This is a genomic window from Pseudomonas sp. TH31 (genome assembly GCF_016650815.1).
GTDB lineage: Bacteria > Pseudomonadota > Gammaproteobacteria > Pseudomonadales > Pseudomonadaceae > Aquipseudomonas.
In genome coordinates this window covers 75,305-101,505 of the sequence record NZ_JAEKEZ010000015.1, presented here as the reverse complement: position 1 = coordinate 101,505, position 26,201 = coordinate 75,305, and the positions used below count along the sequence as shown (strand labels likewise).

At 59.5% G+C, this 26,201-nt stretch carries 20 protein-coding genes; 13 read left to right on the top strand and 7 right to left on the bottom strand.

Features of this window, described 5'->3' with window-relative positions; genetic code table 11:
- Positions 1-67 precede the first annotated feature (67 nt).
- Positions 68-859, bottom strand: a complete 792-nt coding sequence (locus JFV26_RS12870; RefSeq protein WP_201192866.1) for a CPBP family intramembrane glutamic endopeptidase — start codon at positions 857-859, stop codon at positions 68-70.
- 234 nt (positions 860-1,093) lie between these two features.
- Positions 1,094-3,835 carry an aconitate hydratase AcnA gene (gene acnA, locus JFV26_RS12865; protein WP_201192863.1) on the bottom strand — a complete coding sequence of 914 codons (2,742 nt, stop codon included), beginning with the start codon at positions 3,833-3,835 and terminating at the stop codon, positions 1,094-1,096.
- 488 nt (positions 3,836-4,323) lie between these two features.
- On the opposite strand from acnA, the gene rlmM reads away from it, so the two are divergent.
- Positions 4,324-5,397, top strand: coding sequence for a 23S rRNA (cytidine(2498)-2'-O)-methyltransferase RlmM (gene rlmM, locus JFV26_RS12860; protein ID WP_201192860.1), 1,074 nt, complete (start codon positions 4,324-4,326; stop codon positions 5,395-5,397).
- A 133-nt stretch (positions 5,398-5,530) separates the two neighbouring features.
- Complete coding sequence (tusA, locus tag JFV26_RS12855) at positions 5,531-5,782, top strand: sulfurtransferase TusA (protein ID WP_054054315.1); 252 nt, start codon at positions 5,531-5,533, stop codon at positions 5,780-5,782.
- On the opposite strand, the gene JFV26_RS12850 is transcribed toward tusA, so the two are convergent.
- Positions 5,779-7,188, bottom strand: coding sequence for an MATE family efflux transporter (locus JFV26_RS12850; RefSeq protein ID WP_201192856.1), 1,410 nt, complete (start codon positions 7,186-7,188; stop codon positions 5,779-5,781). The genes tusA and JFV26_RS12850 overlap by 4 nt on opposite strands.
- Before the next feature lie 286 nt (positions 7,189-7,474).
- Between JFV26_RS12850 and pdxB the strand changes: the two genes are divergently transcribed.
- Positions 7,475-8,617: a 4-phosphoerythronate dehydrogenase PdxB gene (gene pdxB, locus JFV26_RS12845; RefSeq protein WP_201192852.1), complete on the top strand. Its 1,143-nt coding sequence runs from the start codon at positions 7,475-7,477 to the stop codon at positions 8,615-8,617.
- Between the two features lie 189 nt (positions 8,618-8,806).
- On the opposite strand, the gene JFV26_RS12840 is transcribed toward pdxB, so the two are convergent.
- Positions 8,807-8,986 (bottom strand): PA1571 family protein, encoded by a 180-nt coding sequence (locus JFV26_RS12840; RefSeq protein WP_201192849.1) that lies wholly within the window; start codon positions 8,984-8,986, stop codon positions 8,807-8,809.
- 255 nt (positions 8,987-9,241) lie between these two features.
- Here JFV26_RS12840 and JFV26_RS12835 point away from each other — a divergent pair, with 255 nt between their 5' ends.
- Positions 9,242-11,029: an ABC transporter transmembrane domain-containing protein gene (locus JFV26_RS12835; protein WP_201192846.1), complete on the top strand. Its 1,788-nt coding sequence runs from the start codon at positions 9,242-9,244 to the stop codon at positions 11,027-11,029.
- Between the two features lie 141 nt (positions 11,030-11,170).
- Positions 11,171-12,193: a Fic family protein gene (locus tag JFV26_RS12830; RefSeq protein ID WP_201192844.1), complete on the top strand. Its 1,023-nt coding sequence runs from the start codon at positions 11,171-11,173 to the stop codon at positions 12,191-12,193.
- A gap of 184 nt (positions 12,194-12,377) precedes the next feature.
- Here JFV26_RS12830 and JFV26_RS12825 read toward each other — a convergent pair whose 3' ends face one another.
- On the bottom strand, positions 12,378-14,306 hold the full coding sequence (locus tag JFV26_RS12825) for a transglycosylase SLT domain-containing protein (RefSeq protein ID WP_201192841.1): 1,929 nt from the start codon (positions 14,304-14,306) through the stop codon (positions 12,378-12,380).
- 212 nt (positions 14,307-14,518) lie between these two features.
- Between JFV26_RS12825 and JFV26_RS12820 the strand changes: the two genes are divergently transcribed.
- Complete coding sequence (locus tag JFV26_RS12820) at positions 14,519-16,435, top strand: ATP-binding cassette domain-containing protein (RefSeq protein WP_201192838.1); 1,917 nt, start codon at positions 14,519-14,521, stop codon at positions 16,433-16,435.
- A 113-nt stretch (positions 16,436-16,548) separates the two neighbouring features.
- Here JFV26_RS12820 and JFV26_RS12815 read toward each other — a convergent pair whose 3' ends face one another.
- Positions 16,549-16,986: a universal stress protein gene (locus JFV26_RS12815; RefSeq protein ID WP_077748224.1), complete on the bottom strand. Its 438-nt coding sequence runs from the start codon at positions 16,984-16,986 to the stop codon at positions 16,549-16,551.
- Positions 16,987-17,090: 104 nt separating this feature from the next.
- Between JFV26_RS12815 and JFV26_RS12810 the strand changes: the two genes are divergently transcribed.
- From JFV26_RS12810 to JFV26_RS12780, 7 genes are all read left to right on the top strand, one after another.
- A complete protein-coding gene (locus JFV26_RS12810; RefSeq protein ID WP_201192835.1) occupies positions 17,091-17,528 on the top strand; it encodes a hypothetical protein in 438 nt (145 codons plus the stop codon).
- A 616-nt stretch (positions 17,529-18,144) separates the two neighbouring features.
- Positions 18,145-20,292 (top strand): fatty acid oxidation complex subunit alpha FadB, encoded by a 2,148-nt coding sequence (gene fadB, locus JFV26_RS12805; protein WP_201192832.1) that lies wholly within the window; start codon positions 18,145-18,147, stop codon positions 20,290-20,292.
- A gap of 32 nt (positions 20,293-20,324) precedes the next feature.
- Entirely contained in the window at positions 20,325-21,500 is a 1,176-nt protein-coding gene (fadA, locus tag JFV26_RS12800; RefSeq protein ID WP_201192830.1) for an acetyl-CoA C-acyltransferase FadA, read from the top strand.
- 99 nt (positions 21,501-21,599) lie between these two features.
- Positions 21,600-21,836 carry a DUF1653 domain-containing protein gene (locus JFV26_RS12795; RefSeq protein ID WP_046047845.1) on the top strand — a complete coding sequence of 79 codons (237 nt, stop codon included), beginning with the start codon at positions 21,600-21,602 and terminating at the stop codon, positions 21,834-21,836.
- Between the two features lie 114 nt (positions 21,837-21,950).
- Positions 21,951-24,578 (top strand): type I DNA topoisomerase, encoded by a 2,628-nt coding sequence (gene topA / locus JFV26_RS12790; RefSeq protein ID WP_123512252.1) that lies wholly within the window; start codon positions 21,951-21,953, stop codon positions 24,576-24,578.
- A gap of 140 nt (positions 24,579-24,718) precedes the next feature.
- On the top strand, positions 24,719-25,243 hold the full coding sequence (locus tag JFV26_RS12785) for a DUF6586 family protein (protein ID WP_201192827.1): 525 nt from the start codon (positions 24,719-24,721) through the stop codon (positions 25,241-25,243).
- Between the two features lie 152 nt (positions 25,244-25,395).
- Positions 25,396-25,629 carry a hypothetical protein gene (locus JFV26_RS12780; protein ID WP_123403749.1) on the top strand — a complete coding sequence of 78 codons (234 nt, stop codon included), beginning with the start codon at positions 25,396-25,398 and terminating at the stop codon, positions 25,627-25,629.
- Between the two features lie 93 nt (positions 25,630-25,722).
- On the opposite strand, the gene sulA is transcribed toward JFV26_RS12780, so the two are convergent.
- The gene (gene sulA, locus JFV26_RS12775; RefSeq protein WP_201192824.1) at positions 25,723-26,196 is read right to left on the bottom strand and encodes an SOS-induced cell division inhibitor SulA; all 474 of its coding nucleotides are present in this window, start codon (positions 26,194-26,196) and stop codon (positions 25,723-25,725) included.
- Positions 26,197-26,201: the final 5 nt, after the last annotated feature.

The following is a 26,201-nucleotide window of genomic DNA, read 5'->3' as shown; positions in this document are numbered from 1 at the left end:
GCAAGGTCGGGAATTTATTGAAGGTATTTTTCAATAATCAGTGGTTCGTCGCAAAACGACCGTTGCGTCACCCTGCGAGCATCGGATAGGTGAACAAGCCGAAATGCAGCAGGTTCAGGCCGAAATGGGTAGCGATGGCCGCACCCAACCCGCCAAATCGGTAGGCCAGACCATAGCCGACACCCGCCAGGCTCGCCAGCAGCACCCATTGCCAGCCTGCGCCCAGATGCGCCAGGCCGAACACCAGCGAGGCGAGCAGCAGTGCAAGGTTTTCGCCGTAGGGCAGGTGTTTGAAGTGCCGGCTCAGGCCGCCCTGGATGTAGCCGCGAAACAGCGCTTCCTCAACCAGCGTCACCAGCAGCAGGTTGTTCGCCACCCACAGCCAGGCCTGGTCCGGCCATTTCGGCGCCCAGCTGATCATGCCCAGCAACACGGCACCGCCGAGGGCGAGCACGACACTCAGGATCAGGGCGAGGGCGGTGGCGTAAATCGACAGGCGCAGAGAACGCCGGCCGGCAATCCACGGGCAGACCAGCAACAGCCAGAAGCCGATCAGCGGCTTGTCCTGGTTCAGGTACATGGAAAACGGCACGGCGTCGTCGCTGAAACGCTGCGGGTTGATGCCGCGACCGTTGTAAAAGCCCGGCAGCCAATGCATGGCCAGCGCCAACGCCAGGAAGATGAACAAGCCGTGACCGAGGTAGCGGCCGACAGGCACCGCTCGCTGGTACACGGCGAAACCGGCGATCAGCAACAGTGCGACGGAAATCGCTGCCAGCCAGTTGAGGTGGCCGAAGACCAGGGCCAGTGCATAGCCAAGGGAGAGGAGTGCCAGGTGCAGCCATGGCAGAGCGAGCATGTGAAATCCTTGTGTCCGAAATTTTGTGAGACGCCATGGCCCCATGTGGGAGCGAGCCTGCTCGCGAATGCGGTGCATCAGTCGATGATGATTTTGAATGTTATGGCCCCTTCGCGAGCAGGCTCGCTCCTACAAGTGCTTTGTGCAGGGCCTATAAATGCGAGGCGATTATAGAGACGTCAGTGACACAAACAAAAACACCGCCCGAAGGCGGCGTTTCTGTCAGCAGCAGGTTTATGACGCAATCAACTGCCGCAACACATAATGCAAAATCCCCCCTGCCTTGAAGTACTCCACTTCGTTCAACGTGTCGATCCGGCACAACACCTCGATCTTCTCGCTGCTGCCGTCTTCACGGGTGATCAGCAGCGTCAGGTTCATGCGCGGCGTCACTTCAGCCCCGGTCAGCCCGAGAATGTCCACGGTTTCCTTACCCGTCAGGTTCAGTCTCTTGCGGTTCTGGTCCAGCTTGAACTGCAACGGCAATACGCCCATGCCGACCAGGTTGGAGCGGTGAATCCGCTCGAAGCTTTCAGCGATGACCGCTTTTACCCCCAGCAGATTGGTGCCCTTGGCCGCCCAGTCACGGCTCGACCCGGTGCCGTATTCTTGCCCGGCGATCACCACCAGCGGCGTGCCCGAGGCTTGATAGCGCATGGCCGCGTCGTAGATCGGCAGTTTCTCGCCGGTCGGAATGTAGATCGTGTTGCCACCTTCTTCACCTGCGAGCATTTCGTTGCGGATGCGGATGTTGGCGAAGGTGCCGCGCATCATCACTTCATGATTGCCGCGACGGGAGCCATAGGAGTTGAAGTCCCGTGGCTCCACGCCTTTCTCGCGCAGGTAATGGCCGGCCGGGCTGTCGGCCTTGATGTTGCCGGCGGGGGAGATGTGGTCGGTGGTCACCGAATCGCCGAGTAGTGCCAGTACATTGGCTTTCTTCACATCCTGGATCACCGGCAGCGGCCCGCCGATGTCATCGAAGAACGGCGGATGCTGGATGTACGTCGAATCCTCCTGCCAGACATAGGTCGCGGCTTGCGGCACTTCGATCGCCTGCCACTGCTCGTCGCCGGCAAACACTTCGGCGTATTCCTTGTGGAACATCGCGGTGTTGACCTGACTCACCGCGTCGGCGATTTCCTTGGTGCTCGGCCAGATGTCTCGCAGATAAACCGGGTTGCCGTTCTTGTCATCGCCAAGGGATTCGCTGCTGATATCGATCCGCACCGTGCCGGCTAACGCATAAGCGACGACCAGCGGCGGGGAGGCCAGCCAGTTGGTTTTCACCAGCGGATGCACCCGGCCTTCGAAGTTGCGGTTACCGGACAGCACCGAAGCCACGGCCAGATCGGCTTTCTGGATGGCCTTCTCGATGGGCTCCGGCAACGGCCCGGAGTTGCCGATGCAGGTGGTGCAGCCGTAGCCGACCAGGGCAAAGCCCAGTTCATCGAGGTATTGGGTCAGGCCGGCCGCCTTGTAGTAGTCGGTGACCACTTTCGAGCCGGGCGCCAGGGAGCTCTTGACCCACGGTTTGCGTTTCAGGCCTTTCTCCACGGCTTTTTTCGCCACCAGCCCGGCCGCCATCATCACGCTCGGGTTGGAGGTGTTGGTGCAGGAGGTGATTGCAGCGATCACCACTGCGCCGTTTTTCAGTCGATAGGTATGGCCTTCAGACTCGTAGTCGGCTTCGCCGATCAGGTCGGCATTGCCCACTGCGACACCGCCGCCGCCCTCACTTTCCAGGCGGCCTTCTTCTTTGCTGGTCGGTTTGAGTTGCAGGCCGAGGAAGTCGCTGAAGGCTTGGGCGACATTCGGCAGTGAAACGCGGTCCTGCGGGCGTTTCGGCCCGGCAAGGCTGGCTTCGACGCTGCCCATGTCCAACTCCAGGCTGTCGGTAAAGATCGGCTCCTTGCCTGGCAGGCGCCACAGGCCCTGGGCCTTGGTGTAGGCCTCGACCAGTTTGACCACTTCGGGCGGGCGGCCGGACAGGCGCAGGTATTCCAGCGTCACGTCATCCACCGGGAAGAAACCGCAGGTGGCGCCGTATTCCGGGGCCATGTTGGCGATGGTCGCGCGGTCGGCCAGCGGCAGGTCAGCCAAGCCGTCGCCGTAGAACTCGACAAATTTCCCGACCACGCCTTTTTTGCGCAGCATCTGGGTGACCGTCAGCACCAGGTCGGTGGCGGTGATGCCTTCCTTGAGCTTGCCGCTGAGTTTGAAGCCGATCACTTCCGGAATCAGCATCGACACCGGTTGGCCGAGCATCGCCGCTTCCGCTTCGATCCCGCCGACGCCCCAGCCGAGAACGCCGAGGCCGTTGATCATGGTGGTGTGGGAGTCGGTGCCGACCAACGTGTCGGGGAAGGCGTACGTGCGGCCGTCCTCGTCCTTGGTCCAGACCGTGCGGCCGAGGTATTCCAGGTTCACCTGGTGGCAGATCCCGGTGCCCGGCGGCACCACGCTGAAGTTGTCGAAGGCACTCTGGCCCCAGCGCAGGAACGCGTACCGCTCACCGTTGCGCTGCATCTCGATGTCGACGTTCTGTTCGAAGGCGCTGGAACTGGCGAATTTGTCGACCATCACCGAGTGGTCGATCACCAAATCCACCGGCGACAGCGGGTTGATGCGTTGCGGGTCGCCGCCGGCCTTGGCCATGGCGGCGCGCATGGCGGCCAGGTCGACCACGGCGGGCACACCGGTGAAGTCTTGCATCAAGACGCGGGCAGGGCGGTACTGGATTTCGCGATCGGAACGGCGCTCCTTGAGCCACGCGGCAATTGCCTTGAGGTCGGCGCCAGTGACGGTTTTTTCGTCTTCCCAGCGCAGCAGGTTTTCCAGCAGGACTTTCAACGACATCGGCAACTTGTCGAGATCACCGAGGCTCCTGGCAGCGTCGGGCAGACTGAAATAGTGGTAAGTCTTGTCGTCGATTTGTAAGGTCTTAAGGGTTTTCAGGCTATCGAGGGACGGCATTTGAAATGACTCCTTAGGGTCCGCACGGCTACGGACTGAGGGAACGAACTGAGGTTTAAACCTAGTCCTCTTTGATGCTTAAGGCTAATTACTGGACTCTATGGACAAGTCCAGGGTCTGTTGATGCTTGCTGGCGAACCGCGTTGCGATGCTAACGTGTGCGAGGCAAGGCGCGGGATGCCGCCAATGGTTGTTCCCTTGGCAAATCCCGCAACGCAGCCTCGCACACGTTAGCGCGCAACCCGAAGGGACGCGACCCATTTGGCGCTGGGCTGCGTTGCTCGGAACTTATTTGGAACAACCAAACTGCGTTCCTCGCGCCTTGCCCAGCGCCAAATGGGTCTGCGTCGCGGTCGTCAGCAAGCATCAACAGACCCTGGGTTCCGAACTCGGCTATCATGCGGCGTTTTTCGTGACAGGCTTTGCTTCAACGCAAGCCTGGGCATCGTGCAGTGGTTGAATTTCTCGCCATCTGCCCAGGAGTAAGAATGAACACCCTCTTTATGCATTGCCGGCCGGGCTTCGAAGGCGAAGTCTGTTCCGAGATTTCCGAACACGCCGCACGGTTGAACGTGGCCGGTTATGCCAAGGCCAAGACCGCCAGCGCCTGCGCCGAATTTATTTGCACCGAGGAAGACGGCGCCGAGCGCCTGATGCGGGGCCAGCGTTTTGCCGAATTGATCTTCCCGCGCCAATGGGCTCGCGGGATCTTCATCGATCTGCCGGAAACCGACCGCATCAGCGTGATCCTGGCGCACATTGTCGACTTCCCGGTTTGCGGCAGCCTATGGCTGGAAATGGTCGACACCAACGATGGCAAGGAACTGTCGAACTTCTGCAAGAAGTTCGAAGGTCACCTGCGCAAAGCGCTGATGGCAGCCGGCAAACTGGTGGAAGACGCCAGCAAGCCGCGTCTGTTGCTGACCTTCAAAAGCGGCCGTGAAGTATTCGTCGGTCTGGCCGAGTCGAACAACTCGGCGATGTGGCCGATGGGCATTCCACGGCTGAAGTTCCCGCGTGACGCGCCAAGTCGTTCGACCCTGAAGCTGGAGGAGGCCTGGCACCATTTCATCCCGCGCGACCAGTGGGACGAGCGTTTGCACAGCGACATGACCGGCGTTGACCTGGGCGCTGCGCCCGGCGGCTGGACCTGGCAACTGGTCAACCGTGGCATGCTGGTGACCGCCATCGACAACGGCCCGATGGCCGAAAGCCTGATGGACACCGGCCTGGTGCAGCACTTGATGGCCGACGGTTTTACCTTCAAGCCTCGGCAGCCAGTGGACTGGATGGTGTGCGACATCGTCGAGAAACCGGCGCGTAACGCTGCGATGCTGGAAGAGTGGATTGGCGAAGGGCATTGCCGCGAAGCGGTGGTCAACCTCAAGCTGCCGATGAAACAGCGTTACGCGGAAGTGAAGCGCTTGCTCGAACGCATCGCCGATGGCTTCAAGGAGCGCGGCATCAAGGTCGAGATCGGTTGCAAGCAGCTGTACCACGACCGCGAAGAAGTGACCTGCCATTTGCGCCGGATTGATGTGAAGAAACCCAAGTCCCGTTGATCATCGCTTACAACGGCGGGCCAGGATGTACGCCATCCCTGTAGGAGCTGCCGAAGGCTCGGGCCGTGTTATGACACAGATGACCGAACACCCGGCAATGCGCGACAATGCCGGCCAGTTTCAGGAGTGAATCATGAGTGAAATGCTTGATACGCCGGTAGACGGCACCCTCGACGCCACCGGCCTCAACTGTCCGGAGCCGGTGATGATGTTGCACCAGCACATTCGTGACCTGGCGCCCGGCGGCTTGCTCAAGGTGATCGCCACCGACCCGTCGACCCGTCGCGATATCCCCAAGTTTTGCGTGTTCCTCGACCACGAACTGGTTGCGCAGCATGAAGAGGCCGGTACCTACCTCTACTGGATCCGCAAGAAACTCGCTTAACCCGCCGACTGGCTGAGGCGGATCCGCTTGCGTGCACTGCGCGTCAGGCGGATCGACAGCATCAGCGCCGCGCAACTCAAGCCCACGATCAAACCCTGCCACAGCCCGCTCGGGCCACTCGGCGCGCCGAACCAATCGGTCAGGCCCAGGGCATAACCCACCGGCAAGCCAATCCCCCAATACGCGAACAGTGTCAGGATCATCGTCACCCGCGTGTCCTGATAGCCGCGCAGTGCGCCGGCTGCCGTGACCTGGAGCGCATCGGAAAACTGAAACAGCGCCGAGTACACGATCAGCATCGCCGCCACATGGATCACCGTCGGGTCGGCGGTGTAGATCGTTGCGATGTGTTCGCGCAGCAACAACATCATGCTTGCGGAGAGACAGGCATAAGCCAGCGCGCTGCCCATGCCGACGCCCGCGGCGAAGCGGGCTTCACGCGGTTCATTGCGGCCCAATGCCTGGCCGACGCGCACGGTGACGGCCATCCCCAGCGAGTAAGGGATCATGAAGACCAGCGAGCTGACGTTCAGCGCGATCTGGTGGCCGGCCACGACGGTTGCGCCGAGGCTGCCGATCAGCAGGGCAATCACGGCGAAGATGCTCGATTCGGCGAATACCGCAATGCCGATCGGCAGGCCGATGCCCAGCAGGCGTTTGATCACTGACCATTGTGGCCAGTCGAAGCGGCTGAACAGCTCGCTTTTCCGGTAGGCGGGCGCCCAGCGTGTATAGGCTGCCATGCCGAGGGCCATGAACCACATCACAATCCCCGTCGCCCAGCCACAGCCGGCGCCGCCCATGGCGGGTACGCCCAAGTGGCCATAAATGAAGATGTAGTTCAGCGGGATGTTCAGCGCCAGGGCGCACAAGCCGAGGTTCATCGCCGGACGAGTGCGGCCCATGCCGTCACTGAAGCAGCGCAGCACATGATAGAACGCGACCGCTGGTAAACCGCTGGCAATGCCATGCAGGTATTGCATGCACGGGCCGATCAGCTCGGGGTCGACCTTCATGATGTGCAGGATCGGTTCGGCAGCGATGAGCATGGCGGTCGCCATCAAACCCACCACCAGCGCCAGCCATAGCGCCTGACGCACGATCGGGCCGATCTCGCTGTGAGTGCCGGCGCCGAAGTGCTGGGCGACTTTCGGCGTGGTCGCCAGCAACGTACCGGTCATCAGCAGGAACACCGGCACCCAGATTGAGTTGCCCAGCGCCACGGCGGCGAGATCTCGTGGCCCGACCCGGCCGGCCATCACCGCATCGACGAAGCCCATGGCGGTGGTCGCCAGTTGCGCGATCATGATCGGCAGCGCCAGGGCGAACAGGTTTTTCAGCTCCAGGCGAACCCGGGCCGGGCGGGTGAGGGTGGTTGCAGCGGGGCGGTCAGTTACGGAATTCAAGGGCGAAGCGTCCAGGGAGATTTGATGCGTAAGGCGACGCATTCTACCCGTTGACGCAGTGGTCAGGAAAAGAGCTGTGTTAGGGATTTGTAATCTTCTTTTGCGCGCACAGACACCCGCGTAGGAGCTGCCGAGTGAAACGAGGCTGCGATCTTTTGATCTTGTTTCAAAGGTCAAGGTCAAAAGATCGCAGCCTCGTTTCACTCGGCAGCTCCTACGCGGGATGTGTGCTAGGCGGGACACGGCATCTACGCCTAAACTGCCGATCCGCCAAAGGAGCTTCGCCATGCTGATTGTTGCCGATGAAAATATCCCGCTACTTGATGCATTCTTCGAAGGTTTCGGCGAAATCCGCCGGGTGCCGGGGCGTTCCATCGATCGTGCCACCGTCGAACAGGCCGATGTGTTGCTGGTACGCTCGGTAACCAACGTCAACCGCGCATTGCTCGAAGGCAGCAACGTGAAGTTTGTCGGCACCTGCACCATCGGTACCGATCACTTGGATCTGGATTACTTTCAGCAGGCCGGCATTACCTGGTCCAGCGCGCCCGGCTGCAATGCCCGGGGCGTGGTCGACTATGTGCTTGGCAGTCTGCTGACCCTGGCCGAAATCGAAGGCGCCGACCTGACGCAGCGCACCTATGGTGTGGTCGGTGCGGGGGAGGTAGGGGGGCGGCTGGTCAACGTGCTGAAAGGTCTGGGCTGGAACGTGCTGGTTTGCGATCCACCACGGCAAGCGGTTGAGGGCGGCGATTACGTCAGCCTTGAACAGATCATCGAGCAGTGCGACGTCATCAGCCTGCACACCCCTTTAAAGAAGCATGGCGCTCAAACGACCTGGCATCTGTTCGACAAACCCCGTTTGAATCGACTCAAGCCCGGCACCTGGTTGATCAATGCCAGTCGTGGTCCGGTAGTGGACAACGCCGCCTTGCGTCAGGTGTTGCTGCAGCGTGAAGACCTGCAAGCGGTGCTGGACGTCTGGGAGGGCGAACCTGAGGTCGATGTGGCACTGGCCGAACTCTGCGTGCTGGCGACCCCGCATATCGCCGGTTACAGCCTCGACGGCAAACAACGCGGCACGGCGCAGATCTATCAGGCGTATTGCGACTTTCTCGGTCAGCCGGCCCAGGTCAGCCTGAGCGATTTGCTGCCGGCGCCCTGGTTATCACACGTGACCTTGAACGCTGACAGCGACCCGGCCTGGGCGCTGGCGATGGTGTGCCGCGGCGTGTACGACCCGCGTCGCGACGATGCAGATTTTCGCCGCAGCCTTGTCGGTCATGTCAGCGAGCAGCGTGCGGCGTTCGATGCGCTGCGCAAGCATTATCCGTTGCGGCGCGAGATTGACGGGTTGCAGGTGCGCATTGAGGGGAATTCGCCGGTATTGCGCCAGATCATCGCGGCACTGGGCGCAACATCAATCTAAAGGATCCTGATCGGGTCTCTGTAGGAGCTGCCGCAGGCTGCGATCTTTTGATCTTGTTTTTAGAGATCAAAGTCAAAAGATCGTCCGAACGCGGCCCGAGCCTTCGGCAGCGCCTACAAAAGCCAGACAAAACAAACACCCATAAAAAACCCGGCCAAGCAGGGCCGGGTCAAGAAGACGGTGGCTATATCACTTTTGTTCGGCAGGCTTGACCAATCGCTTCTCCAGTTCGCGGCAAGCGTCCTGGATCATGTCTTCGGTGATCGGTACTTCGCGCCCATTCTCATCAATAATCGAGCAACCCAGAGACTGGTGCGGCTGCGTGCGAATCACTTCAATTTTGTCATCGCTGCTGTTTTGCAAGGACATGGCCTGTCTCCTCATCAGGTTGTGTGCCTACTCTAAAACCGCCAGGTGACCGGGCTGTGACAACTCCCTGCGATCTTCCAGGTCGGCAATACCAGTCCACCAGAAATACTTCGGCGTTGCCACCCGGACTTTAGACCAATAGCGTCTAGGCGCTAGTCTTGGCGGTCATAATTAACCTGACTCATTGTGATTTACAGCGTTCCACCCCATTGAGTGTGTAGGCTGGTCCCATCAACGCTTGTGTTGCGAACCTGGATGATCCCGATGCTCTCTTCCCGTCACCGTCGTGCCATTCGCCTGGCCAGTGGTTTTATTGCGCCTTATCGCTGGCACGCCTTAGGTGCCTTGCTGGCGCTGATTGTCACTGCGGGCATCACCTTGTCCATGGGGCAGGGGATTCGCCTGTTGGTGGATCAAGGTTTCATGACCCAGTCACCGCATTTGCTCAATCAGTCCATCGGTTTGTTCATGGTGTTGGTGGTTGGACTGGCCGTCGGTACCTTTGCACGCTTCTATCTGGTGTCGTGGATCGGCGAGCGCGTTGTCGCGGACATCCGTCGTCAGGTGTTCAATCATCTGGTTTACCTGCATCCGGGTTTCTATGAAGACAACCGCAGTTCCGAGATCCAGTCGCGGTTGACCGCTGACACCACCCTGCTGCAATCGGTGATCGGCTCGTCGCTATCGCTGTTCCTGCGTAACTTGCTGATGGTGATCGGCGGGATCGTGTTGCTGTTTATCACCAACCCCAAACTCACCAGCATCGTGGTGATCGCTTTGCCATTGGTGGTCGCGCCGATCCTGATCTTCGGCCGTCGGGTGCGCAGCCTGTCGCGCGAGAGCCAGGACCGGATTGCCGATGTCGGCAGCTACGTCTCCGAAACCCTCGGCCAGATCAAAACCGTGCAGGCCTACAACCACCAGGTCCAGGACGAGCAACGCTTTGCCGTTACCGTGGAAGAGGCGTTCGAAACGGCGCGCAAACGCATCGTCCAGCGTTCGTGGTTGATCACGCTGGTGATCGTGCTGGTGCTGGGGGCGGTTGGCGTCATGCTCTGGGTCGGCGGCATGGATGTGATCGCCGGGCGGATTTCCGGGGGTGAACTGGCGGCGTTTGTTTTCTACAGCCTGATCGTCGGCAGCGCCTTCGGCACGTTGAGCGAAGTGATTGGCGAATTGCAACGGGCGGCCGGTGCCGCTGAACGGATTGCCGAATTGCTGCGTTCGGAAAATATCATCCAGCCACCGAGTACTGGCCTGGTGACCTTGCCGGAACGGGTCAAGGGCAATCTGGAGCTTCAGGATGTGCGCTTTTCCTACCCGTCGCGTCCTGAAAGCTTCGCTGTCGACGGCTTGAACCTGACGATCAACGCGGGCGAAACCCTGGCGCTGGTTGGGCCGTCCGGTGCGGGCAAGTCCACGGTGTACGACTTGCTGCTGCGTTTTTACGATCCCGCCGAAGGACGCATCCTGCTGGAAGGCGTGCCGCTGACTCAGCTTGATCCACTGGACCTGCGCCGCTGCTTCGCGCTGGTCTCGCAAAACCCGGCACTGTTCTTCGGCAGCATCGAAGAGAACATCCGCTACGGCAATCCGGGTGCGACCCTGGCCCAGGTCCAGGAAGCGGCAAAAATCGCCTACGCCCACGACTTCATCGAGCAAATGCCCAACGGCTACCAGACCCACCTCGGCGACGGCGGCCTCGGCTTGTCCGGCGGCCAGCGCCAACGCCTGGCCATCGCCCGGGCGCTGCTGGTGGACGCACCGATCCTGCTGCTGGACGAAGCCACCAGTGCCCTCGACGCTCAAAGCGAACACCTGGTCCAGCAAGCCCTGCCCAGCCTGATGAAAAACCGCACCACCCTGGTCATTGCCCATCGCTTGGCCACGGTGAAAAACGCTGACCGGATTGCGGTGATGGATCAAGGGAAACTGGTCGCCGTGGGCACGCATCAGGAACTGGTGGCGAGCAATGCGTTGTATGCGCGGCTAGCGGCGCTGCAGTTCAACGACGGCAAGGCCGAGCTCGATCTGCACCTGTAGGCGCTGTTTAGGACCTTTGTGCGGGCTGTGTAGGAGCTGTCGAGTGAAACGAGGCTGCGATCTTCTGATCTTGAATGAAGGCTGCCGCCCCTCGCTTGTTCGGGCATCATGTTGCCTTGATCGAGATGCTTGGATGAGGATATGAGTCGCTACCAACCACCGTTGACCTTGACCACAAGAATACTGGCGTTCATCGCTGAGATCAGTGAGCAGATTGGTCAGCTTACGGCTGTCGGCGATAGTCGGCAGACGCCTCAACTGCGCCGTGGCAATCGTATTCGTACCATTCAGGCTTCGTTGGCGATCGAGAACAACACACTCAGCATTGAGCAGGTGACGGCGGTTCTGGCTGGCCAGCGAGTGCTGGGCTTGCCGCGGGAAATACAGGAAGTACGCAACGCCTTCGCCGCGTATGAAACCTTGCCGGACTGGCAGCCGCGCAGCCGAGCCGATTTACTCCGAGCTCACGAATTGCTGATGCATGGGTTGATTGACGATTGCGGCCGGTTTCGTCAGTCAGGTGTCGGCATCTACCGTGGTGAAAAACTGGTCCACATGGCTCCGCCACCGAGTCGAGTCGCGCACTTGATGGATGACTTGCTGGCATGGCTGGCAGCTTCTGACTGGCATCCGCTGATTATCAGTTGTGTTTTCCACTACGAATTTGAGTTCATTCACCCCTTCGCCGACGGAAATGGACGGATGGGGCGTCTATGGCAGACCTTGATACTCAGTCAGTGGCGTCCGGTGTTGGCCTATTTGCCGGTCGAAGCGGTGATTCGCGAGCAGCAGGATGAATATTACGCGGCGTTGTCGGCTGCCGATCAGTTGGCCGAGTCGACCCCTTTTGTTGAGTTTATGCTCCAGGCATTGAGTGTCGCGCTGGCGGAGGCGGTTCGGAGTGAACCCATGACCGACCAAGTAACCGACCAAGTAACCGACCATGTAGCGAAGCTGCTCCGCATGCTTCCGGACGACACTTCGCTCAAGGTCAATGAATTGATGGCAAAGGTCGGCTTGGCTCATAAGGCGACCTTCCGGGCGAATTATCTCAAGCCAGCATTGGCGGCCGGTCTGATCGAGATGACTGACCCTGACTCGCCTAAAAGCCCAGTTCAACGATATCGATTGACCAAAATCGGCAAGGCGTCGAGACCGGTGTAGGAGCTGCCGAAGGCTCGGGCCGCGTTCGGACGATCTTTTGATCTTCGCTTCTAATGCACCATAAAAAATGCCCGCATCAATCGATGCGGGCATTTTTGTTTGTGGTTCAAGGCAGGATCAAAAGATCGCAGCCTCGTTTCACTCGACAGCTCCTACGCAGCTCCTACGTAACCGGTATTACCGGTCATTGATCATCAAAATATCGCTCATGCCAATCCACCAGCGGCTGCGGCGAGTTGAGCTTCTGGCCGTAGATCACCGAGTACGACAGCACGTTCTGCACGTACTGGCGGGTTTCGTCGAACGGGATGCTTTCCACCCACACGTCGAAGCTCAGGTGATCAGCGCCGCGCAGCCATTGGCGAACGCGGCCGGGACCGGCGTTGTAGGCGGCGGAGGCGAGGACGCGGTTGCCGTTGAACTGGCTGTGGACCTGGCTCAGGTAAGCGGCGCCGAGCTGGATGTTCTTGTCCGGGTCGAGCACTTGCTGTGGCGAGGCGAGGGGAATGCTGAACTTGCGCGCGGTTTCCTTGGCGGTGCCGGGCATCAGTTGCATCAGGCCGCTGGCGCCGACGCCGGAGCGGGCGTCGTCCATAAAGGCGCTTTCCTGGCGGGTGATGGCGAACACCCAGCTCGAATGCAAGCCACGCACCTTGGCTTCGCGCACCAGGGTGTCGCGATGGGCCATCGGGAAGCGGATGTCCAGGTCGTCCCAGTACTGCGCCTGACTGATGGTGCGGATCGCCGGGAAATACCACTTCAGGTCGTAGGCCAGTTTCGCCTGGGCGACCATCTCGTCACGGTTGAAGTGGCGGCTGACGTAGTACCACTCGCGGCGCCCATCGACGACTTGTCCACGGGCGTGGAACTCCAGGGCGCGACGTATACCCGGCGTGTTGCGCACCTTGTTGATGGTGGCCTGGCTGAGTACCAACGGTTTGTTGACCAGCGAGTAGGGCAACTGCGAACGGTCGGCCGCAAGGAAGCCATAGAAATCACGTTCGCGGGCGAGGCTCTTGTACAGCGTCTGCGCTTGCGGGTTCTGCGGCTGTGCCAGTTCGAGGCTGCGGGCCTGCCAGTAGCGCCAGCGGTTGGTGGTGGCCAGGTCTTGCGGCAAGCGGCGGGTCAACTGATAGGCATCGTCCCAGCGAGCAAGGCGAAGCAGCAGGCGCAGACGCCATTCGGACACGGTGTTGTCCCGCAGATCCGGGTCGTACTTGGTCATGACATCAAGTGCGCGAGGGTCATAACGTCGTGCCAGGGTCAGGCCGATTTCCCGGGCGATCGCCACTTTTTCATCGCGGGAGAAATGCATGCTGCTGGCATAACCGTCGAGCAGGTCCATGGCCTTGTCCGGGTCCTGCTTGGCGAGGCGGCGCAGGCCGAGGCTGACGATGTCGGACATCGGTTCATCGGCCGGGATAAACCGCGACGGCTGATTGAGCAGCTCGGGTTTCTGCGCCACATCCACCAACAAGCGACCGCGAGGGGCGAGGGTGGTCAGACCGTTCACCAGGCTGTTGGCCAGTGGATAATTGCGCGCCTGGGCCGCGAGTTTGGTGCGTTCCCAGCGTTTCTGTTCGGTCAGTTGACCTTCGGCGGCCCAGACCCCGAACAAGCCATCGCAGGCCGCCGGTTGGGACTTGCCGGTCAGCCAGAGTTTTTCGGCGTTGGCGTAGCCTGCGGCTTTCTGGTTGCTCCCGATTTGATACTGCGCGTTCAGGCAGTCCAGTTCGGTGAAATTGAGCTTGGGATCGTAGTACTTGACGAAGGTCGCCCAGTCACCGCGATCGGCCAGCCAGCGCAACCAGCGCAGTTTCATCCAGTTGGCCTGGGGCAGGTCGCCGTGTTCGGCAAGGAATTTCTCGATTTCGGGGTTGCCCGCGGTTTTCAGGCGCGCGGTCAGCTCGTCATAGGCGAGGTACGGTTCCAGCGGATAATCACTGAGGGCCTGGCTGTAGCGAAAATAGGGGCCGGAGTCGCCGTTGGCCAAGGCTCGCTTGGCTTCATCGTAATACTGGCGTTGGGTGGACAGGTCCACCGCCTGGACTGATTGAGCGGCAGTGGCAGAGAGAAGCAAACACGATAAAAGACTGAAAAGGCGACTGCGCATGAGACATCCGGGCAGAAAAATCATGACAAGTGCTGACACCATCAGCACTGATTGCTTGTAGCTTAGCCTTTTGCCAGCAACGGGCGAAAGCTTTGCCGGCCTGTCGGTGCAAGATCGCAACATTTGTCATGCAGAGTGCTACACAGGTGAAATTGCCGGCCTTCTGAAGCCTCAAGTCAGGTAGAATACGCGCCCGGTTTTTGGAGAAGCTCATGACCCTGCTCAAATTCAGCGATGTGTCCCTTGCCTTCGGCTCTACGCCGTTGTTGGACAAGGTGTCCTGGCAGATCGCCCGTGGTGAGCGGGTGTGCATCATCGGCCGCAATGGCACTGGTAAGTCCAGCATGATGAAGCTCGTCAAGGGCGACCAGAAGCCCGACGACGGCTCCGTTTGGCGCGCACCCGGCCTCAAGATTGGCGAATTGCCGCAAGAACTGCCAGTAGCCGACGGGCGGACCGTGTTCGACGTAGTGGCTGAAGGCCTGGACGGTGTGGGCGAGTTGCTTGCGCAGTATCACCACCTGAGCCAGAACATCGTCACCGACGCCGACCTGGACAAGCTGATGCACGTCCAGCACGACCTCGAAGCTCGCGATGGCTGGCGTTTGCAGCAACTGGTAGACAGCACCTTGAGCCGTCTGCAGTTGCCGGCCGACAAGACCCTCGCCGAATTGTCCGGCGGCTGGCGTCGCCGCGTCCTGCTGGCCCAGGCCCTGGTTTCCGAGCCTGACCTGCTGCTGCTCGACGAACCGACCAACCACCTGGACATCGGTGCCATCGCCTGGCTCGAAGAAGCGCTGAAGGATTTTCAGGGCGCCGTGCTGTTCATCACGCACGACCGTTCCTTCCTGCAGAACCTCGCCACTCGCATCCTCGAACTGGATCGCGGCGGTCTGATCGACTGGAACGGCGACTACGCCAGTTTCCTGGTGCACAAAGAAGCGTCGCTGGCGGCTGAAGATACCGCCAACGCGCTGTTCGACAAAAAGCTGGCGCAGGAAGAAGTCTGGATCCGCCAGGGCATCAAGGCTCGCCGCACCCGTAACGAAGGCCGCGTCCGCGCCCTCAAAGCCCTGCGCAACGAGCGTAGCGAGCGTCGTGAGCGCACCGGCAAGGCCAACATTCAGCTGGATACCGCTGACAAGTCCGGCAAGCAGGTGATGGTCCTCGAGAACGTGAGCTTTGCTCATCCGGGCGGCCCGTTCCTGATCAAGGACTTCTCGATGGTCCTGCAGCGCGGCGACCGTATCGGTCTGCTGGGCGCCAACGGTACCGGCAAGACCACCTTGCTGAAACTGATGCTCAACGGTTTGCAGCCAACCAGCGGCACAGTGGAAGAGGGGACGCGCATCGACGTGGCTTACTTCGACCAGTTGCGCCATCAACTGGACCTGGAAAAGACCGTGATCGACAACGTGGCCGAAGGTCGCGACTTCATCGATATCGATGGTCAGAGCCGTCACGTGCTGAGCTACCTCGGCGACTTCCTGTTCAGCCCGCAGCGTGCCCGCACGCCGGTCAAGGCGCTGTCCGGTGGTGAGCGTGCCCGCCTGTTGCTGGCCAAGTTGTTCAGCAAGCCGGCGAACCTGCTGGTACTCGATGAGCCGACTAACGACCTCGACGTCGAAACCCTCGAGTTGCTGGAAGAGGTCTTGCTGACCTTCAACGGCACCGTGCTGATGGTCAGTCACGACCGGGCATTCCTCGACAACGTTGTGACCAGCACCCTGGTCTTCGAAGGTGAAGGCAAGGTTCGCGAATACGTCGGTGGTTATCAGGACTGGCTGCGTCAGGGCGGCTCGCCGCGCCTGCTGGGCGTGACCGAGAGCAAGTCCGGCAAAGCCGACTTGACCTCCGCTGTGGTAACGGCCGAAGCGGCGCCAGTGGCTGCGGTAGAAGCGCCAGCGGCGAAGAAAAAGCTCAGCTACAAGTTGCAGCGCGAGCTGGAAATGTTGCCGGCTCAGATCGAGGCCATGGAAACGCAGATCGCTGCGGTTGAAGCGCAGATGGCGGATTCCGCTTTCTACCAGCGCCCGGCTGCCGAGACTGCTGCCGTGATTGCTCAGCTTGAGCAGTTGCAGGCTGAACTCGAGGTCATGGTCGAGCGTTGGGCCGAGCTGGATGCCTGATTGATTCAGTTGCAATAAAAAAGCCCGACCTCGGTTACTCGAGTGTCGGGCTTTTCGTAGGAGCTGCCGAAGGCTCGGGCCGCGTTCGGCAGCTCCTACGGGGGCAATGTGTTTCAGCTTTTGATCAGACGCACCGCAAGCACATCGCAGGGCGCACCGTGCAGCACGTCGTTGGCGGTGGAGCCCAGCAACAGCGCCAGGCCATGTCGGCCATGGCTGCCGACCACGATCAGGTCGCAGGTCTGTTCCTTGGCCAGGTGGTGAATCTCCTGGCGCGGCTGGCCGTAAGTCAGGTGGCTGTACTCCTTGGAGAGTTCCGGATACTTCAGGATCAGCCGGTCAAGGCGCTCCTTGGCTTGATCGAACTGTTGCTGCTGCAACTGGGACAGGTCCATCGGCACGTCGCCGCCAAAGGCCATGGCCATCGGCTCGACAATATGCACCAGGGACAGCTTCGCGCCGTTGCTCACCGACAGTTCGCGAGCGCGGTGGATAACAGGGTCGCACTCTTCGGTTAGATCTACAGCGACCAGAATGTGGTGGTAGGGCATGAAGTGCTCCTCCTGAGGATTGCAATATTGGTAAGTATGGCTGGTTTCAAGCGCATTGGTTCCAAAGTGACTCAATGGGCTCATCAAGAATCGGGAGTACAGATATGACGGTCTGGATAGTGGTGTCAATCCTGCTGGTGGTACTGAGTCCGCTGGCATGGTTGCGACCGTCCCGCCACCAGAACGGCCGCATGGCCTTGCGCATGGAGGCGCGGCGCATCGGGTTGGCCATGCAACTGGCGCCTCAGGAGTGGCCGCACTGGTTGAGCCACGAGCCGCCGAGCCCGTGCGCGCAGTACCACCGGCCGCGTCGGGGCAATCACCCCAAGTGCTGGAGTTATTGGCAGAAGTCGCCGGGTGTATGGGTCAATCAGTGGCAGGAGGTCTGCGAGGATCCGGCGTTGCTGATTCATTTCGAAAAGTTGCCGGATAACGTTTACAAAATCGAAGCGGACAAGCAGATGATCACGTTGTACTGGGGCGAGAAGGGCGAGGCCGAGGTTTTGCAGCGCATCGACGCCACCCTAAAAGCACTCGCCTGAAACGCAATCCTCCTCGTAGGAGCTGCCGCAGGCTGCGATCTTTTGCCTTTCATAACGGCAAGATCAAAAGATCGCAGCCTGCGGCAGCTCCTACAAAAGCCAGCGGCAGCGTCTGACAGACAGGCAATAAAAAGCCCGACATCATCATCGGGCTGGAGTTGGCCAGGCAGGCCGGAAATTCTTTGTGGCGCTGATCTTACGCTGGGCATTCGCCAAAAGCGTTCAAATTTTTTCCTCAATGCCCCGCTAGCGTAGCTGCTTAAACGCAGGTTGCCGGGAATTAGGGCGACTTTTCTAACTATTGATTCTATGAATGGCCTCACATGCATCCGCGTGTTGCAGGTCTTCGTGGTACGGAAGTGACCGGAAAGTCGCGTTTAAACCCGCATTTTGGGCGATTGACAATTGTCGGAAATTCCGTGAAGGTGACGTACCCAAATCAAACGGGCGTATGAATTGAGCGTTTGCATTGCAGGCAGCTCCTACAGAATCCCGACTATCGCGTTGGCGGGTGTGCCGGGTGGATTGGCGTTAGCATCGACGAACAGCGTCCTGCCGAGCCATTCGCCTGCGTCCGACGTGTACTGTTCAGCTTCCATATCGTGGAGATCAGTTGATGATTTACGAAGGTAAAGCCATCACGGTTAAGGCTCTTGAAAGTGGCATCGTCGAACTGAAGTTCGATCTCAAGGGTGAGTCCGTCAACAAGTTCAACCGTCTAACCCTGAACGAATTGCGTCAGGCTGTAGACACCATTAAGGCAGATGCTTCGATCAAGGGTGTGATCGTCAGCAGTGGCAAGGACGTGTTCATCGTCGGCGCCGACATCACCGAATTTGTCGAGAACTTCAAGCTGCCTGATGCAGAGCTTGTCGCTGGCAACCTCGAAGCCAACAAGATTTTCAGCGATTTCGAAGACCTCAACGTCCCGACTGTCGCCGCGATCAACGGTATCGCCCTGGGTGGCGGCCTGGAGATGTGCCTGGCGGCGGACTACCGCGTCATGTCCACCAAGGCCAAGATCGGCCTGCCAGAAGTCAAGCTGGGCATCTACCCAGGCTTCGGCGGCACCGTGCGCCTGCCGCGCATCATCGGTGCCGACAACGCCATCGAATGGATTGCCTCTGGCAAGGAAAACCGTCCTGAAGACGCACTGAAAGTCAGCGCCGTCGATGCGGTGGTTGCCCCTGAGAAACTGCAGGAAGCTGCCCTGGAGCTGATCAAGCGCGCCATCAGCGGCGAGTTCGACTTCAAGGCCAAGCGTCAGCCCAAGCTTGAGAAACTCAAGCTGAACGCCATTGAACAAATGATGGCTTTCGAAACCGCCAAAGGTTTTGTTGCCGGTCAGGCTGGCCCGAACTACCCGGCGCCGGTCGAAGCGATCAAGACCATCCAGAAAGCCGCGAACTTCGGTCGCGACAAGGCACTGGAAATCGAAGCCACCGGTTTCGTCAAGCTGGCCAAGACCTCTGCCGCGCAGAGCTTGATCGGTCTGTTCCTGAACGATCAGGAACTGAAGAAAAAGGCCAAGGCCTACGACGAAATCGCCAAAGACGTGAAGCAGGCTGCCGTATTGGGCGCCGGCATCATGGGGGGCGGGATCGCTTATCAGTCGGCCTCCAAAGGTACGCCGATCCTGATGAAGGACATCAACGAGCACGGTATCGAGCAAGGTCTGGCTGAAGCCGCCAAGCTGCTGGTCGGTCGCGTTGAGAAAGGTCGCATGACGCCAGCGAAAATGGCTGAAGTGCTCAATGCCATTCGTCCAACCCTGTCCTACGGTGATTTCGGTCACGTTGACCTGGTTGTCGAAGCAGTCGTCGAGAACCCCAAGGTCAAGCAAGCGGTACTGGCCGAAGTCGAAGACAACGTCAAAGAGGACACCATCCTCGCGTCCAACACCTCGACCATTTCCATCACCTTGCTGGCCAAAGCCCTCAAGCGTCCGGAAAACTTCGTCGGCATGCACTTCTTCAACCCGGTGCACATGATGCCGCTGGTTGAAGTGATCCGTGGCGAGAAGTCCAGCGAGCTGGCCGTTGCCACCACCGTTGCCTACGCCAAGAAAATGGGCAAGAACCCGATCGTCGTGAACGACTGCCCGGGTTTCCTGGTCAACCGCGTCCTGTTCCCGTACTTCGGCGGTTTCGCCAAACTGGTCAGCGCGGGTGTGGACTTCGTCCGTATCGACAAGATCATGGAAAAATTCGGCTGGCCAATGGGCCCGGCATACCTGATGGACGTGGTCGGTATCGACACCGGTCACCACGGTCGTGACGTGATGGCTGAAGGGTTCCCGGACCGTATGAAAGACGACCGTCGTTCGGCCATCGATGTGCTCTACGAAGCCAAACGCCTGGGCCAGAAGAATGGCAAGGGTTTCTACGCTTATGAGACCGACAAGCGCGGCAAGCAGAAGAAAGTCGCCGACCCGTCGGTGCTGGAAGTGCTCAAGCCGATCGTATACGAGCAGCGCGAAGTCACTGACGAAGACATCATCAACTGGATGATGATCCCGCTGTGCCTGGAAACCGTGCGTTGCCTGGAAGACGGCATCGTCGAAACCGCCGCCGAAGCCGACATGGGTCTGGTCTACGGTATTGGTTTCCCTCCATTCCGTGGCGGCGCGCTGCGCTACATCGATTCGATCGGTGTTGCAGAGTTCGTTGCCCTGGCTGACCAGTACGCTGATTTGGGCGCGCTGTACCACCCGACCGCAAAACTGCGTGAAATGGCCAAAACCGGCCAACGGTTCTTCGGTTAAGCGTCCAAACACTTGAGCGAGAGTGAAATTTTATGAGCTTGAATCCAAGAGACGTCGTGATTGTCGACTTCGGTCGTACTCCGATGGGCCGCTCCAAGGGCGGCATGCACCGCAACACCCGCGCCGAAGACATGTCGGCGCACCTGATCAGCAAGCTGCTGGAACGCAACGTCAAGGTTGACCCGAACGAAGTCGAAGACGTGATCTGGGGCTGCGTAAACCAGACCCTGGAGCAGGGCTGGAACATCGCGCGCATGGCCTCCCTGATGACTCAGATCCCCCACACTGCTGCCGGCCAGACCGTCAGCCGCCTGTGTGGTTCGTCGATGAGCGCGCTGCACACCGCTGCGCAAGCGATCATGACCGGCAACGGTGACGTGTTCGTGGTTGGCGGCGTCGAGCATATGGGTCACGTGAGCATGATGCACGGTGTCGATCCGAACCCGCACATGTCCCTGTACGCGGCGAAAGCCTCGGGCATGATGGGCCTGACCGCTGAAATGCTGGGCAAAATGCACGGCATCACTCGTGAACAACAGGACGCTTTCGGCGTGCGCTCCCACCAGTTGGCCTACAAGGCGACCCTGGAAGGCAAGTTCAAAGACGAAATCATCCCGATGCAGGGCTACGACGAGAACGGTTTCCTGAAACTGTTCGACTACGACGAAACCATTCGTCCGGAGACTACCCTGGAAAGCCTGGCGGCTCTGAAGCCTGCTTTCAATCCAAAGGGCGGCACCGTGACAGCCGGTACGTCGTCGCAAATCACTGATGGTGCTTCGTGCATGATCGTGATGTCGGCGCAGCGTGCACAGGACCTGGGTATCCAGCCTATGGCGGTGATTCGTTCGATGGCTGTGGCAGGTGTGGACCCGGCGATCATGGGCTATGGTCCAGTACCAGCCACCCAGAAAGCACTGAAGCGTGCGGGCCTGGGGATCAACGATATCGACTTCTTTGAGCTCAACGAAGCTTTCGCCGCACAGGCCCTGCCAGTGCTGAAAGATTTGAAAGTACTCGACAAGATGAACGAGAAGGTTAACCTGCACGGCGGCGCGATCGCCTTGGGTCACCCGTTCGGTTGTTCCGGTGCACGTATCTCCGGCACTTTGCTGAACGTGATGAAGCAAAATGGCGGCACCTTCGGGGTAGCCACCATGTGCATTGGTCTCGGCCAAGGCATCTCCACCGTCTTCGAACGCGTTTAAGCGTCTCGTTGATGGAAGCCGGGGCCCAGTGCCCCGGTTTTTGTTTTTCTGAATTTATTTTTATTTTTATTTTGAAAAGATTTGAGTGAGGGCCAAAGCATGCCGATACAACCTGGGCTCTACCAACATTACAAAGGTCCGCAGTACCGCGTATTCAGCATTGCGCGGCATTCCGAGACCGAAGAGGAAGTGGTCTTCTACCAAGCCCTGTATGGCGATTACGGCTTTTGGGTACGTCCCTTGAGCATGTTCCTGGAGTCGGTCGAGGTTGACGGCGAACAGGTCCCGCGCTTTGCTTTGGTGCAAGCCGAACCGAGCCTTTTTTCCAAGCCATAAGCTGAGTGCGCGCAAAACCCTGCGCTTGACCTCACCTTGTAGCCACTATATATAGCGGTGCCGCGTCAGGCGCCAACCGCCTTTCACTTCTAGAATTCAGGAATTTTCTGATCCATGGGCAAATCGCTGGTCATTGTGGAATCCCCGGCTAAGGCCAAGACCATCAACAAGTATCTGGGTAACCAATACGTGGTGAAGTCGAGTATCGGCCATATCCGAGACCTGCCCACCAGCGGTTCGGCTAGCGCCAGCAAAGAGCCAGCCGCCAAGCGCGGCAAGGCCGCCGCGGGTGAAGGTCCGGTGCTCACGCCGAAAGAGAAGGCGCGCAAGCAGCTCGTCTCGCGCATGGGTGTCGATCCCGATCATGGCTGGAAAGCCAAGTACGAGATCCTCCCGGGCAAAGAGAAGGTCATCGAAGAGCTGCGCCGGCTCGCCAAGGATGCTGACACCATCTATCTCGCAACCGACTTGGATCGCGAGGGGGAAGCCATTGCCTGGCACCTGCGCGAAGCCATCGGTGGTGACGACAGCCGCTACAAGCGCGTGGTGTTCAACGAAATCACCAAGAAGGCGATTCAGGAAGCCTTCTCCAAGCCAGGCGAGCTGGACATCGACCGTGTAAACGCCCAACAGGCGCGCCGGTTCCTTGATCGCGTGGTCGGGTACATGGTTTCGCCGCTGCTGTGGGCCAAGGTCGCTCGCGGCCTGTCCGCCGGTCGCGTGCAGTCGGTTGCGGTAAAACTGGTCGTTGAGCGTGAGCGAGAAATCCGCGCGTTCAACCCGGAAGAGTACTGGGAAGTTCACGCTGACCTCGGCACCGCCAAGGGCGCCACCGTGCGCTTTGACGTGGCTCGCGAGAAAGGCGAAGCCTTCAAGCCGCTCAACGAAACCCAGGCCATGGCCGCGCTGGAGAAGCTCAAGTCTTCCAGCTACAGCATCGTCAAGCGTGAAGACAAACCGACCAGCAGCAAGCCGTCGGCACCGTTCATCACCTCCACCCTGCAGCAGGCTGCGAGTAACCGCCTGGGCTTCGGTGTGAAGAAAACCATGATGATGGCCCAGCGTTTGTACGAAGCGGGCTACATCACGTATATGCGTACCGACTCCACCAACCTCTCGGTTGATGCGGTGGCGATGGCGCGTACTTATATTGAGGGCGAGTTCGGTAAGAAGTACCTGCCGGAAAACCCGAACGTCTACAGCAGCAAGGAAGGCGCACAAGAGGCTCACGAAGCGATTCGTCCCTCCGACGCCAATACCGAGCCAAGCAAACTGTCGGGCATGGAGCGTGACGCTGAGCGGCTCTACGAGCTGATCTGGCGCCAGTTCCTCGCTTGCCAGATGCTGCCGGCACAATACCTGTCGACCACCGTGACCGTCGGTGCCGGTGATTTCGAGTTGCGTGCCAAGGGTCGCATCCTGAAGTTCGACGGCTACACCCGCGTCATGCCGCAAATCGCCAAGCCAGGCGATGACGACGTGCTGCCGGACATGGCCCAGGGCGACGCGATGAAGCTGATCAAGCTTGATCCTACCCAGCACTTCACCAAGCCGCCGGCCCGTTACTCGGAGGCGAGCCTGGTAAAAGAAATGGAAAAACGCGGCATTGGTCGTCCTTCGACCTACGCAGCGATCATTTCGACCATCCAGGATCGCGGCTACGTCGCGCTGCACAACCGTCGTTTCTACTCGGAAAAGATGGGCGACATCGTCACCGAGCGTCTGGCCGAGAGCTTCTCCAATCTCATGGACTACGGCTTCACCGCCGGCATGGAAGAGAACCTCGATGACGTGGCCCAGGGCGAACGCGACTGGAAAAACGTGCTGGACGAGTTCTACGGCGACTTCAAGAAAAAACTCGAAGTAGCCGAAAGCGCTGAAGGCGGCATGCGTGCCAACCAGCCAGTGATGACTGACATTCCGTGCGTGGTGTGCGGTCGTCCGATGCAGATTCGTACGGCCTCGACCGGCGTGTTCCTTGGTTGTTCGGGCTACAGCCTGCCGCCGAAAGAACGCTGCAAGGCCACCGTCAACCTGGTGCCGGGCGACGAAATCGCCGCGGACGACGAAGGTGAGTCGGAATCCCTGGTCCTGCGTGGCAAGCACCGCTGCCCGATCTGCAGCACAGCGATGGACGCTTACCTGCTGGATGAGAAGCGCAAGCTGCACATCTGTGGTAACAACCCCGATTGCGATGGCTACGAAATCGAAGAAGGCAGCTACCGCATCAAGGGCTACGAAGGTCCGAGCCTGGAATGCGACAAGTGCGGCAGCGAGATGCAGCTCAAGACCGGCCGTTTCGGCAAGTTCTTCGGGTGCACCAACGCAACGTGCAAGAACACCCGCAAACTGCTGAAAAGCGGTGATGCGGCACCGCCGAAGATGGACCCGGTGAAGATGCCTGAGCTGAAATGCGAAAAGGTCAACGACACCTACATCCTGCGCGACGGTGCCTCCGGCCTGTTCCTGGCGGCGAGCCAGTTCCCGAAAAACCGCGAGACTCGTGCTCCGCTGGTGATCGAGATCGTACCGCACAAGGATGAGATCGATCCGAAGTACCACTTCCTCTGTGAAGCGCCGAAGAAAGATCCGGATGGCCTGCCTTCCGTGATCCGTTACAGCCGCAAGACCAAAGAGCAGTACGTGCAGACAGAAGTCGACGGTAAGCCGACTGGCTGGAAAGCGTACTACGATGGCGGCAAGTGGACGGTTGAAGACAAGCGTCCGGCGGCTAAAGCTTAAAAGACGCTGTACACAAAAGGCCGCATGAGCATCCTCGGATGTTCATGCGGCCTTTTGTTTTGGACTTGCGGTCAGCTTGGGTGATCCACGACACTGTCGGGTCTGTGTGAAGTAACTATTTCGCTGTGGAGGCTGCCGTCATGGCCCACGAACTCTATACCCGTACCAACCAGAAAATTTATTTCGCCGGCCTGTCGCTCGAAGCACTCGCCAGAGCTGAAGAGGGGCGGGCAATGAATTCCCTGGCGCTGATTCAGGCCGGGCGCGAATCGGCGCTGTTCCATCTTTATGGTGCGTTGCTGGGGCTGTGCCATGAAATCGCCGGTTTCTATCGCTTGCCTCAGGCGAATGCGCCACGCGCGGAAATGTTGCTGACACGTGAAGTGCTGGAAGCCATCGCCATTCCGGAAATGGCTGAGCTGGTCGAGCTGGCCAATAATTCGGAAACCTGGCTGGCCAAGTTGTTGGCAGCCCACGCTGCACTGTTTCAGCCGCCACGGGTGCCGCACAAGCCGAAGGGTGACGTGACACAGCCATTGATCATGGCGGTTAACCTGGATGAGGAGGAGGCGCCTCAGGAGCTGAGTCGGGAGGAATTGGAGAGCTGGCGTCAGAACCTGAAAGGGTTGGCGATTCGCTTTCGTGAGGGGTTGAACGAGTGCTGACGGATTGATCGATGTCACGGATGGCCGGTTGGGGGTGTCCGTTCAGGGATGAGTGTTAACGGATATCCTTCGCAATGACTTCTGGTCAAGATCTCGAGCGAAGCCTGGCCGATGCCTATATAATCCCCGCCTTTCGTGGAGAACAGACCTTTATGCCAACGTCCTTTCTAGAAATTGTCGAGTTACCAGACGGCCGAATCGAGCTGCGCAGGGCTGAGGACGAGGGTTCTCTGGTTACTTTGGATTTCTCCGAGGATGCCAAAGCGTTCCTTCAAGGCAATCACGTGGAAGTCGCCAAGGCGATGCTAAGCGTTGGTGTGCAGATGGCGGGGCGCCTGGTTGAAGGCGAATTCAATAAAGATGAAGAGCCGCGGATCCTGCATTGATCCCGTCCGTCGGTTTCTACTGATACCGCTACAGATCGGCTTCTCTATCCCTGGAGAAGCCTGGCGCTGTTCAAGGCGCACATTGTTTGTCCGTTAACCCAGTCGAATATTCAGGCTTTGAGCGTCCCCGGTGCGAGCGGCGCTGATCAGCTGTTGCCGTGCACTGGCGTTCAGTGGGTTGAGCCAGCTAACGACCGTGTGGCTACGTCCCAATCGCAAGGCTTCGCAAGTCAGCTGTTGAGCGCTCTGGGCGCCGCGCGGTTGCAGCAGCAGGATGCGTTCGCGGTTCAGGCCTGCGTCCCGCAGCCAGGCCTGGGTCAGGCTGGCAGGCGGGGCGATCAGCGTCAGCCAGCGTGCGTCCTGGTCCTGACTCAGTTCCCGGAGAATGGGGGCCAGAAGGTTCAGGCAGTTTCCTGCTGCCCCACGCAGTGACAGCTCGCTGAAGACTTCGGGTTCCGCGCTCCAGGGCGACTCGACCACGTTCTTCAGGATCGGCGCGAGCGGTTGCGCCATGAATGCCTCGAACAACGGCAGTTGGGCTTGCTGTGGTGTGTGGGGGAACTGCATAAAGC

Coding starts and splice junctions, on each gene's coding strand:
- JFV26_RS12870 (WP_201192866.1), bottom strand. CDS start 859: ATGCTCGCTCTGCCATGGCTGCACCTGGCACTCCTCTCCCTTGGCTAT.
- acnA (WP_201192863.1), bottom strand. CDS start 3,835: ATGCCGTCCCTCGATAGCCTGAAAACCCTTAAGACCTTACAAATCGAC.
- rlmM (WP_201192860.1), top strand. CDS start 4,324: ATGAACACCCTCTTTATGCATTGCCGGCCGGGCTTCGAAGGCGAAGTC.
- tusA (WP_054054315.1), top strand. CDS start 5,531: ATGAGTGAAATGCTTGATACGCCGGTAGACGGCACCCTCGACGCCACC.
- pdxB (WP_201192852.1), top strand. CDS start 7,475: ATGCTGATTGTTGCCGATGAAAATATCCCGCTACTTGATGCATTCTTC.
- JFV26_RS12840 (WP_201192849.1), bottom strand. CDS start 8,986: ATGTCCTTGCAAAACAGCAGCGATGACAAAATTGAAGTGATTCGCACG.
- JFV26_RS12835 (WP_201192846.1), top strand. CDS start 9,242: ATGATCCCGATGCTCTCTTCCCGTCACCGTCGTGCCATTCGCCTGGCC.
- JFV26_RS12830 (WP_201192844.1), top strand. CDS start 11,171: ATGAGTCGCTACCAACCACCGTTGACCTTGACCACAAGAATACTGGCG.
- JFV26_RS12825 (WP_201192841.1), bottom strand. CDS start 14,306: ATGCGCAGTCGCCTTTTCAGTCTTTTATCGTGTTTGCTTCTCTCTGCC.
- JFV26_RS12820 (WP_201192838.1), top strand. CDS start 14,519: ATGACCCTGCTCAAATTCAGCGATGTGTCCCTTGCCTTCGGCTCTACG.
- JFV26_RS12815 (WP_077748224.1), bottom strand. CDS start 16,986: ATGCCCTACCACCACATTCTGGTCGCTGTAGATCTAACCGAAGAGTGC.
- JFV26_RS12810 (WP_201192835.1), top strand. CDS start 17,091: ATGACGGTCTGGATAGTGGTGTCAATCCTGCTGGTGGTACTGAGTCCG.
- fadB (WP_201192832.1), top strand. CDS start 18,145: ATGATTTACGAAGGTAAAGCCATCACGGTTAAGGCTCTTGAAAGTGGC.
- fadA (WP_201192830.1), top strand. CDS start 20,325: ATGAGCTTGAATCCAAGAGACGTCGTGATTGTCGACTTCGGTCGTACT.
- JFV26_RS12795 (WP_046047845.1), top strand. CDS start 21,600: ATGCCGATACAACCTGGGCTCTACCAACATTACAAAGGTCCGCAGTAC.
- topA (WP_123512252.1), top strand. CDS start 21,951: ATGGGCAAATCGCTGGTCATTGTGGAATCCCCGGCTAAGGCCAAGACC.
- JFV26_RS12785 (WP_201192827.1), top strand. CDS start 24,719: ATGGCCCACGAACTCTATACCCGTACCAACCAGAAAATTTATTTCGCC.
- JFV26_RS12780 (WP_123403749.1), top strand. CDS start 25,396: ATGCCAACGTCCTTTCTAGAAATTGTCGAGTTACCAGACGGCCGAATC.
- sulA (WP_201192824.1), bottom strand. CDS start 26,196: ATGCAGTTCCCCCACACACCACAGCAAGCCCAACTGCCGTTGTTCGAG.